The organism is Xanthomonas sp. SHU 166 (assembly GCF_000364685.1).
GTDB lineage: Bacteria > Pseudomonadota > Gammaproteobacteria > Xanthomonadales > Xanthomonadaceae > Xanthomonas_A > Xanthomonas_A sontii.
On record NZ_AQOJ01000023.1, the window covers coordinates 1 to 10,160 of the forward strand.

A 10,160-nucleotide genomic window follows, 5' to 3' on the forward strand; every position below is an offset into this window, starting at 1 on the left:
GGCGCACCGCGCAGGCGCAGCGCGCGCAGCGTGGCGTCCACGGTCACCCCGGCGACCCGGCGCTGCTGCAGGTCCAGCCAGGCCTGGACGTCGCCGACCCCGCCCTGCAGTTCGATGCCGGCCGCATGCAGCAGGCCGGCCCAGCCGGCCAGTTCCGCCGGGCGCACCGCCAGGTAGGCCTGGCCGTCGCCACTGCGACGGTCCAGGTCCAGCACCGCGGTCAGCGGCGCCTGTTGCAGATCGCTCCAGCCGTGCACGCCCACCTGCAGGCGCTCGCCGTTCACGCGCATCCGCAGGTCGATCTTCGGCACCTGCGCTTCCAGGCCCAGCGACGGGGCGTGTACACGCAGGCGTCCATCGATGACCTGCAACTCGCCCAGCCCTTCCAGCGCATCCAGCGGATCGCCGCCCTGCCCCGAGGTCGGCAGGCCCTGCACGCTCCAGTTGCCGTCGTCGGCGCGCAGCAGGGTCAGCGCCAGGCCGCGCAGGCGCAATTCGGTGAACGAGCGTCCGGGCAGCAATCCCGCGTACATCGACACCAGCACCTCGGCCTGGCCGATGCGCACACCGTCGCCGGCGCCGATGCGCAGTCCGTCCAGGCGCAACAGCGGGCCACGCCGAGTCCAGGCCGTCTCCAGCCGGTCGAAGCGGATCGGCCGCCCGGCGCGCTCGCTCAGCCACGCCGCCACCTGCTGCGGATGCCGCTCCACGAACGGCAGCGCCTGGCTCAGCGCGCCCACCGCCAGGGCCACGCACACCAGCCCGATCGCCACCGCGTAGAACGCGAAACGGCGAGCCAGGCGCAGGCGGCGGCGCAGCGGGGTGTGCATCAGGTGCGGGGAATGGGGAATCGGGAATGGGGAATCGCAACAGCAGAGCGCGAACTGCTCATTGCCGTGTGAAATTCGGCCGAGGAATCCAGGGATGCGTCAGCGCAAACAGCGCGCTCTTCCCCCATTCCCCATTCCCGATTCCCCACTCCCGGCCTCACAACAACACCACGTCGAACTGCTCCTGCAGGTATTGTTCGTCGGCCTGGAAGCGGATGGTCTTGCCGAGGAATTCCTCCAGCTCGGCCACCGCCGCCGATTCCTCGTCGGTGATGCGCGCCACCACCTTGGTCGAGGCGATCACCAGCAGCCGCGCCGCGTCGAACTGGCGCACCGCGCGGGTGATCTCGCGAAAGATCTCGTAGGTCACGGTCTCGGCGGTCTTGATCGAGCCGCGCCCGCTGCATTCCGGGCACGGTTCGGACAGCTGCCGCTCCAGGCTCTCCACGGTGCGCTTGCGGGTCATCTCCACCAGGCCCAGCGGCGAGAACTCGTACACCGTGGTCTTGGCATGGTCGCGCGAGAGCGCCTTCTCCAGCGTGCGCAGCACCTGCCGGCGGTGCTCGGCATCGTCCATGTCGATGAAGTCGATGATGATGATGCCGCCGAGGTTGCGCAGCCGCAGCTGCCGCGCCACCGCCTGCGCCGCCTCCAGGTTGGTGCGGAACACCGTCTCCTCGAGATTGCGCTGGCCCAGGAACGAGCCGGTGTTGACGTCGATGGTGGTCATCGCCTCGGTCTGGTCGATGACCAGGTAGCCGCCGGACTTCAGCGGCACCTGCTTGTCCAGCGCGCGGGCGATCTCGTCCTCGACCCCGTACAGGTCGAAGATCGGACGGTCGCCGGTGTACAGCTCCAGGCGCTCGGCCAGCACCGGCATGTACTTGGCGACGAAGGCCTGCAGCCGTTCGAAGGTCTCGTGCGAATCCACCTTGACCTTCTCCACGTCCTTGCGGATCAGGTCGCGCACCGCGCGCAGCGGCAGGCTCAGGTCCTCGTAGATGATGCTGGCCGGGGCGCCGTCGCGGCCGCGCCGCTCGACCACGTTCCAGACCCGCGACAGGTAGGCGATGTCCTCGGCCAGGGCCTCGGCCGGCTGGCCCTCGGCATTGGTGCGGATGATGTAGCCGAAGCCGCCGTGGCTGGCGGCCAGGTCGGCGACCAGGGTCTTCAGCCGCTGCCGCTCGGCCTCGTCCTCGATCCGCGCCGACACCCCGATCACCCGCGACTGCGGCAGCAGCACCAGATAGCGCGAGGGAATGCTGATCTGCGTGGTCAGCCGCGCGCCCTTGCTGCCGATCGGGTCCTTGACCACCTGCACCACGATGTCCTGGCCGTCGCGCAGCAGTTCCACGATCGGCACCGCCGCCGACACCGGCAATGGCGTCGCCTCCTCGGTGTCGCCATTGCCGACCGGCGCCGGCCGCACCACGTCGTTGGCGTGCAGGAACGCCGCGCGCTCCAGCCCGACCTCGACGAAGGCCGCCTGCATGCCCGGCATCACCCGCTGCACGCGGCCCTTGTAGATATTGCCGACCACGCCGCGGCGCCAGCCGCGCTCGATGTGCAGCTCCTGCAGCATGCCATTCTCGATGACGGCCACCCGGGTCTCGCGTGGTGTGACGTTGACCAGGATCTCTTGCGACATCACAGCACTCCGAAGGTGCGCAGCAGGTGGTGGGTCTGGTGCAGGGGCAGGCCCATCACCCCGGAATAACTGCCGTCGAGACGGCTGACGAAGCGTTCGGCGCCACCCTGGATCGCATACGCGCCGGCCCGCCCCATCGGCTCGCCGCTGGCCACGTAGTCGGCGATGTCGCGCTCGGACAACGCGGCGAAGGTCACCGCCGTGGGCACCAGCACCAGCTCTTCGCGGCCGGCGGCGACCAGCGCCACCGCGGTCATCGCCTGGTGTGTGCGCCCGGACAGGGCCGCCAGCATCGCCGCCGCGTCCTCGGCGTCGGCCGGCTTGCCGAACACGCGATCGTCCAGCACCACCTCGGTGTCGGCGCCGAGCACCACCGCGTCGGCGGCGTCGGCCAGTTGCGCCAAGCCGGCACGGGCCTTGTCCAGCGCCACCCGGCGCACATAGGCCTGCGCCGACTCGTCGGCCGCGCGCACTTCCGGCACCTCGAGATCGAGGCTCCGGAACGGCACGCCGAGGCGGGTCAGCAGTTCGTTTCTGCGAGGGGAACGGGACGCGAGATACAGCATGGCCGAAGGATAACCCGACCGGACTGACTGAACGATCGCTAATTGCGGGACGATCGCTTCGACCCCGGCGAAGATCACGACGCGTTCATCGTTGCGGCAACACCCTCGCCCAATCTTCACAAGGAGAACATCGATGCGCGCATTGTCCGTCCGCCCGCTGCTGCTGGCCCTGTCCCTCGCCCTAGGAGGCACGATGACCGCCCACGCCCAATCCGCCGCGCCCGGCTACGCCGTGCCCGCCGACGGCACCCTGCTCAACATCGCCGCGCAGGCCGAGGCCAAGCGCGCGCCCGACGTCGCCGCCATCTCCGCCGGCGTGGTCACCCAGGCCACCGACAGCGCCGCGGCGATGCGCCAGAACGCCGAGCAGATGACCAAGGTACTGGCCGCGATCCGCGCCGCCGGCATCGCCGACAAGGACGTGCAGACCAGCGGGGTCAGCCTCAACCCGCAGTACAAGTACGCCGAGAACCAGGCGCCGCAGATCATCGGCTACCAGGCCAACAACTCGGTGAACCTCAAGGTGCGCGACATCGCCAAGCTCGGCAAGGTGCTCGACGCGCTGGCCGCACAGGGCGCCAACCAGATCAACGGCCCCACCTTCGAGATCGACGACCCGGAACCGCTGTACGACCAGGCCCGGGTCGATGCGCTGAAGAAGGCGCAGGCACGCGCGCAGACCTACGCCAAGGCGCTGGGCCTGCACGTGCGGCGCATCGTCAGCATCTCCGAAGGCAGCAGCGGCGGCGTGCGCCCGCCGATGCCGATGATGCGCGCGATGGCGATGAAGGCGGAGATGGACAGCACCCCGGTCGCGCCGGGCGAGAGCAGCGTCTCGGTCAACCTGGATGTGGTGTTCGAACTGGGCAAGTAAGCCCGGTCCGCCCCCTCCTTCGCGACGGCGCCTGCGGGCGCCGTCGTCGTTTCCGGTCCGCCGCAGCGCCCCTCGCCAATACGGCACCCGGCCTCGATCGCCGCCGCCTCTTGCCAAAATGCCCGCGACCGGCGCACTGTCGAAACGCGGACGGGCGCGATGACCCCATCCGTCGCCCCCGTGCGTTTTCCGGTACCGCAGTCCACGACACTCCTATCGCAGAGGTGGATCCATGGTTCGCACGCAACTCCCCGCCCCGTCCTTCCGCATCGACCTGTCCCGGGTCCTGGCCTACAGCACCGCGATCGCCCTGCACGTGCTGGCCGCCCTGTTGCTGCTGCTTCCGCTCTCGCACGTGACCGCGCCACCGGAACCGGCGCAGGTGCAGCCGCGCTGGCAGCAACCCGTGGTGATTCCGGTCACGCCGACGCCGCCCACCATCCCCACCGTCGAGAAACAGCTGCCGACACAGCCGCGCACGCCGACCGCAGTCCCGGTGCCGACCCCGACGCCGGCGCCGCTGTTCGACAGCAGCCCGGTAGCGCTGGACACCGCGCCCAATGTCGGCCCCACGCCCAGCATCGCCGCACCGAGCCTGCCGCCCGCAAGCGCGAGCGCGCCGGTGGACGGCATGCAGTTGCAGTACCTGCGCGCGCCGGCCCCGCCGTATCCGCGCGACGCGCTGCGCGATCGCCTGCAGGGCAGCGTGCTGCTGCGGGTGCTGGTCGGCACCGACGGGCAGCCGCTGCAGGTCAGCATCGAGAAGAGCAGCGGCCACCGGGTGCTGGACCAGGCCGCCCGCGACCAGGTGCTCAAGCGCTGGGCATTCAAGCCGGCGCTGCAGAACGGCACGCCGGTGCAGGCGTACGGGCTGGTACCGGTCGATTTTTCGCTCGACCGCTAAATCACCCCGGCACGACCGGCCGGCATTCGCCGGCCGGTCGTGTTAATCTAAAATTCACGATTTATTCACGATAGATACACCTAGATGAGAGACAGCCGGCCACCAAGACGTCGGCGCTTTCGTCAGAAAGTCACAACCTGCGTTTCCAGTTAGGAGAGAAACTGTGAACATCCCGACCCAACGGCGTGCAACCCGCCGTACGCTGCTGTGTGCCTCCGTCGCCGGCGTTCTCGCCACCCTCGCAGGGCCCGCCGCCTTCGCCCAGGAAGCGGCCACCAATCTCGACCGCATCACGGTCACCGGCTCCAACATCCCGCGCACCGACACCGAGACCCCGTCGCCGGTGCAGGTGGTGACCCGCCAGGAGATCGACCGCACCGGCAAGACCTCGCTGGCCGAGTACCTGCAGACCCTGACCGCCGACGGCGCCGGCTCGATCCCGAAGACCTTCGGCAACGGCTTCGCCGGCGGCGGCGCCGGCATCTCGCTGCGCGGCCTGGGCGCCGGCTCCACCCTGGTGCTGTTGAACGGCCGACGCATGGCCACCTACGGCCTGGCCGACGACGGCCAGAAGGTCTTCACCGACCTGAGCACCATCCCACTGGACGCGGTCGAGCGGGTCGAAGTGCTGAAGGACGGCGCCTCGGCGATCTACGGCTCCGACGCCATCGCCGGCGTGGTCAACATCATCCTGCGCAGCGACTTCCAGGGCGCGATCCTGCGCGGCTCCTACGGTCTCTCCGGCGACGGCGACGGCGATGCGCGCAAGGCCACCCTGACCGCCGGTACCGGCGACCTCGCCAGCGACGGCTGGAACGCGTTCTTCAGCCTGGACGTGGGCAAGACCGACGCGATCAAGATCAGCGACCGCAAGGACCGCAAGTGGATCGGCACCGGCGACATCCGCCGCTGGGGCTATGCGGCACAGGATGCGCAGTTCCTCGGCGGCGCCTATCTCAGCGGCGGCACCGCCGGCGGCACCGGCCCCAATGGCTCGGTGTTCAACACCGCCGGCCGCTTGGTGGCACTGCCCGGCTGCGCCGGTCTGACCACCATCCCCGGCCAGAGCGACGCCACCGCGCAGGCGCAGGGCTGCCTGTGGGATCCGGCACAGCAGTTCCGCGATCTGACCCCCGAGGAGAAGTACGTCAACGTGTTCGGCCGCGCCAGCTTCGCCTTCGGCGAGGGCGGCGAGATCTACACCGAGATCGGCTACTCGAAGAAGAACACCGTGTTCTCCAATACCCCGTCCGCCGTATCCGGCGGCTGGGGCTACCCGGGCGGTCCGGTCAACGCCAACAGCGGCGCCGGCGCCACCGTGCTCTACGCCGGCCATCCCGACAATCCCCTGCCCTACGCCGCGCGCCTGCGCTACAGCGCCTGGGACGTGGGCCCGCGCGTCACCGACAACACCAACGAGTTCAACCGCTTCCTGGTGGGCGTCAAGGGCAACTGGGGCGACTGGAGCTACGACACCGGCTACCTGCACTCGGGTACCAACCTGGTCAACAAGCGCACCGGCTTCCTGCGCTACAGCGCCGTGCGCTGCGTGCTCGGCAACCCGGCCTGCCCGGCCGGCACCTGGCGGATCGGCGACAACGCCAACCTCAACTCGCAGGCGCTCTACGACTACATCTCGCCGACCATCAGCGCACGTGCCAAGTCCGAACTGGACATGTTCGACTTCACCGTCTCGCGCAGCCTGATGGACCTCAAGGGCGGGCCGCTGGGCCTGGCGCTGGGCGCGGAATGGCGCAAGACCAGCAACAGCCTGACCCCGCAGACCTACACCGACATCGGCGACATCATCGGCCTGGGCTACTCGGCCTACGACGGCACCCAGAACGTCTATGCCGCGCACGTCGAACTGTCGGCACCGGTGCTGGAGCAACTGGAACTGTCGGCGGCGCTGCGCTACGACAAGTACGACGGCGGCGACGGCAAGGCCACGCCGAAGCTGGGCGTGAAGTGGACCCCTGCCAACTGGATCGCGCTGCGCGCCAGCTACGCCGAGGGCTTCCGTGCGCCGAACCCGGCCGAGAACGGCGACGGCGGCCTGGCCGCGTTCTCCAACGCCCGCGATCCGGTGCGCTGCGCGATCGATCCGGCCAACGAGTGCACCGCGCGCTCGGTGGCGATCATCACCCGTCCGAACCCGGCGCTGAAGCCCGAGGAGTCCAAGAGCTATTCGGTGGGCTTCGTGCTGCAGCCGACCTCGACGACCTCGCTGACCGTGGACGGCTGGGAGATCAAGCGCACCAACGAGATCGCCCAGGGCAGCACCGCCGATGCGATCGCCGCCGGCAACGTCCTGCGCGACAGCAACAACATCGGCGGCGTCGCCAACAGCGGCACCATCCTGGCGGTCAACACCGGCTACGTGAACGCGAACTCCTCGCGCGTGCGCGGCATCGACACCGACATCCGCCAGACCTTCGAGATCGGTCCCGGCCAATTGGAGCTGGACGCGCAGTGGAGCCACCTGCTCAAGTTCGAGCGCACCGAAGGCGACACCACCGTCGACTACGTGGGCACGCACGGCAACTGCGACGTGACCAACTGCATCGGCACGCCGCAGGACCGCATCAACTTCGGCACCACCTGGAAGCAGGGCAGCTGGAGCGTGAGCGGTGTGGTGAACTACATCGACAGCATCGAGAACAAGGATCGCCGCGGCGGCGACTACCAGGCGTTCTACGCCGACGGTACGCCGGTCAAGAAGATCGCCTCGTTCACCACTTTCGATCTGTCGGGCCGCTGGAACGTCACGCCTGCCTTCGAACTGAACGCATCGGTGCAGAACGTGTTCGACCGGATCGCCCCGCTGGATCCGACCACCTACGGTGCGGTCAACTACAACCCGCTGCACTTCAGCGGTGCGATCGGCCGCTACTTCACGGTGGGTGCGAAGTACACGTTCAATTGATCGCGAACGTTGCAAGGCCGTAACGAAAAGCCCGGGCGAAAGCCCGGGCTTTTTTTGTTGCCTGAGCGGTGCGCCAGCATCGGCATCACGCACGCATTGCCGCCACGCGCACGCGATCCGCGATCCGCGATCCGCGATCAGGCGATCAGGCGATCAGGCGCGATGGTAAGGATGATTGGCCAGCATCGCCGCCGCACGGTACAACTGCTCGGCCACCACCAGCCGCACCAGCATGTGCGGCAGGGTCAGCGGCCCCAGCGACCAGGATTCGCTGGCGACCGCCAGCACCTCCGGCGAATGGCCTTCGGGACCGCCGATCAGGAACGCCAGATCGCGCCCCTGTCCGCGCCAGTGCTCCATGCGCTGCGCCAGTTGCTCGGAACTGTGTTGCTTGCCGGGCACGTCCAGCGCCACCACCAGCGCATTCTTCGGCAGCGCCGCCAGGACCCGGCGGCCTTCGTCCTCGATCGCGCGCTGCGCATCGCGGCCCTTGCCGCGCAGGCCGGGTTCGATCTCGACCAGATCCAGCGGCAACCAGTGCGAGAGCCGCTTGCGGTACTCGGCGAAGCCCTGCGCCACCCAGGCCGGGGCGCGCTCGCCGGTGGCGATGAGGCGCGCCTTCATCGCTGCGCGCGACAGGCGCGCATCACCAACGCTCGCCCAGCAGCAGGGCGTCGTACATCGCGTCGTCCAGTTCCTGCTCGGCCAGCCGGGCACGCTCCCGCTTCAACCATTGCTTCAGCGTGTCGGCCTGCCGCGCCGCAGCGCGATCGTCGGCGCAGGAGCGGATCTCCTCCTGCACCTGCCGCTTGATCTGCGCCAACAGCGCATCCAGGCGCTGCGGCTGCGGCGCGCGCTCGTCTTGAAGACCGTAACGCCCCATGAAGTCATCGACCAGTCCGGCCAATGTCTGCTCGACCTGCCGCAGTTGCGCGGCGAACAGGTCGTTGTAGTCACGGATGCGCTCCTCGGCCATCGCCGCGATGCCGGCCTGATCCAACTGGCCGATTTCCAGTTGCAGTTCCAGCAGTGCCAGCAGGTCGTCGTTCTGATACGCCTGGTTGAGCCGCTGCATCAAGGCCGTCTTGCGCTCGCGCTGCTGCGGATCGGGTTCGCGGTCAGGATGCAATGCGGCGACCAGGTTGCGGTACAGCGCGCGACGCGTCTGTTGCGGATCGGCGGCGACCTGCGCGGCCTTGCCGGCACCGGCACGGCGGCGCTTGTCGCGCTGCTGGGCGCGCCCGGCCGCATGCGCCTGCTGTGCGTGCAGCCGCTCCTGGATCTGCGCATACAGCGCTTCGGGGGAGTGGATATGCGCCATTTCCTCTTCGGTCAGGCCGAATTCCTCACCGATGACCGACGTCAGCAATGCCTCGGATTCGGCCAGATCCTGGTCGAATCCGAGGGGGCTATGCCGGTCGTAGATGTCCTTCAGGCCATCGTTGTCGCCGTCCCGGATCAACAGCGCAGCCAACTCGCAAATGAGCTCGGACAGATCGGCGCGATCGCGCTTGCTCAACTTGAAGGTGGCATGCGCTGCGTCCAGTTCCCGCAACAACTGTACCTGCGCCGCATCGCGCTCCTGCAGCAAGGGATCGACCTGCTCGTGGAAACGCTGCTCCCAGCGCGGCAGCGCGTCCTGCCACGCATGCAACTGCGCACGGGCGCGCTCCAGACGCTTGACCAGGGAGTCGAAGCGCTTGCGTGCCGGCGTCGCGGGTGTCGATTCGGTCGCGCCGACACGCTTGCTGACCGGCAACGCCTCGCTGCCGACGCTGCGCGCGGGATTGCGCCGCTTAGGCATCGCGTGCCGAGTCGTCGTCGTCGCCCGGCGGCTGGTCGCCGACCGTCCACAGCCGCTCCAGCGCATAGAACTCGCGCACCCGCGGCAGCATCACGTGCACCACCACGTCGCCGAGATCGACCAGTACCCACTCGGCCTCGCGCTCGCCTTCCACGCCCAGCGGCATGACATCCAGGCGCTTGGCGTACTTGATGACTTCGTCGGCGATCGACTTGACGTGGCGGGTGGAGGTGCCGGAGACGATGACCAGGTAGTCGGTGACGCTGGACTTGCCGCGCACGTCGATTTCCGCCACGTCCTTGGCCTTGAGTTCCTCGACTGCCTCGCGGACGTGGGCGAGCAGGACCGGCAGCGGCGGCGGCGGATTGGGGACTTGGGTCTTGATGACGTGGGCTTGACTGGACAAAGCGGCGAACTCGATGGAATGGGGCGAATTATAGGCGACCCCGGCAGGGCGCGTATTCAGCCAGCGGCGGCGGCACCGGACGCATACAGCGCATGGTCGCGGATATAGGCCGCCACTGGTGCCGGCAGCAAGGCCGCCCAGTCCTCGCCGGCGGCGATGCGCGCGCGCACCAGGCTGGCCGATTCGCTGCGCAGCGGCTGCC

Annotated in this window: 8 protein-coding genes and 2 pseudogenes; 3 read left to right on the forward strand and 7 right to left on the reverse strand. The window is 68.8% G+C overall.

What is annotated here, in order from left to right; translation table 11 throughout:
• The 3 genes and pseudogenes from D180_RS01270 to D180_RS01280 all read right to left on the reverse strand — a co-directional run.
• Positions 1-830 (reverse strand): annotated as a pseudogene (locus tag D180_RS01270) (hypothetical protein); the annotation flags it as partial.
• Positions 831-987: 157 nt separating this feature from the next.
• Positions 988-2,478: a ribonuclease G gene (rng, locus tag D180_RS01275; RefSeq protein ID WP_010340444.1), complete on the reverse strand. Its 1,491-nt coding sequence runs from the start codon at positions 2,476-2,478 to the stop codon at positions 988-990.
• Positions 2,478-3,044 carry a Maf family nucleotide pyrophosphatase gene (locus tag D180_RS01280; protein WP_017911345.1) on the reverse strand — a complete coding sequence of 189 codons (567 nt, stop codon included), beginning with the start codon at positions 3,042-3,044 and terminating at the stop codon, positions 2,478-2,480. The genes rng and D180_RS01280 overlap by 1 nt, the downstream gene beginning before the upstream one ends.
• Before the next feature lie 133 nt (positions 3,045-3,177).
• Between D180_RS01280 and D180_RS01285 the strand changes: the two genes are divergently transcribed.
• The 3 genes from D180_RS01285 to D180_RS01295 all read left to right on the forward strand — a co-directional run bounded on the left by D180_RS01285 (position 3,178) and on the right by D180_RS01295 (position 7,748).
• Positions 3,178-3,918 carry an SIMPL domain-containing protein gene (locus D180_RS01285; protein WP_017907288.1) on the forward strand — a complete coding sequence of 247 codons (741 nt, stop codon included), beginning with the start codon at positions 3,178-3,180 and terminating at the stop codon, positions 3,916-3,918.
• Positions 3,919-4,150: 232 nt separating this feature from the next.
• The gene (locus D180_RS01290; RefSeq protein WP_017911346.1) at positions 4,151-4,822 is read left to right on the forward strand and encodes an energy transducer TonB; all 672 of its coding nucleotides are present in this window, start codon (positions 4,151-4,153) and stop codon (positions 4,820-4,822) included.
• A gap of 163 nt (positions 4,823-4,985) precedes the next feature.
• Positions 4,986-7,748 carry a TonB-dependent receptor gene (locus D180_RS01295; RefSeq protein WP_017911347.1) on the forward strand — a complete coding sequence of 921 codons (2,763 nt, stop codon included), beginning with the start codon at positions 4,986-4,988 and terminating at the stop codon, positions 7,746-7,748.
• 153 nt (positions 7,749-7,901) lie between these two features.
• Here the strand turns inward: D180_RS01295 and rlmH are convergent, their stop codons facing one another.
• The 4 genes and pseudogenes from rlmH to D180_RS01315 all read right to left on the reverse strand — a co-directional run.
• Positions 7,902-8,372 (reverse strand): 23S rRNA (pseudouridine(1915)-N(3))-methyltransferase RlmH, encoded by a 471-nt coding sequence (rlmH, locus tag D180_RS01300; protein ID WP_010340439.1) that lies wholly within the window; start codon positions 8,370-8,372, stop codon positions 7,902-7,904.
• 22 nt (positions 8,373-8,394) lie between these two features.
• On the reverse strand, positions 8,395-9,552 hold the full coding sequence (locus D180_RS01305; RefSeq protein WP_043090274.1) for a J domain-containing protein: 1,158 nt from the start codon (positions 9,550-9,552) through the stop codon (positions 8,395-8,397).
• Complete coding sequence (gene rsfS, locus D180_RS01310; RefSeq protein WP_017907284.1) at positions 9,545-9,958, reverse strand: ribosome silencing factor; 414 nt, start codon at positions 9,956-9,958, stop codon at positions 9,545-9,547. The genes D180_RS01305 and rsfS overlap by 8 nt, the downstream gene beginning before the upstream one ends.
• A 56-nt stretch (positions 9,959-10,014) precedes the next feature.
• Positions 10,015-10,160, reverse strand: a pseudogene (locus D180_RS01315) (nicotinic acid mononucleotide adenylyltransferase); the annotation flags it as partial.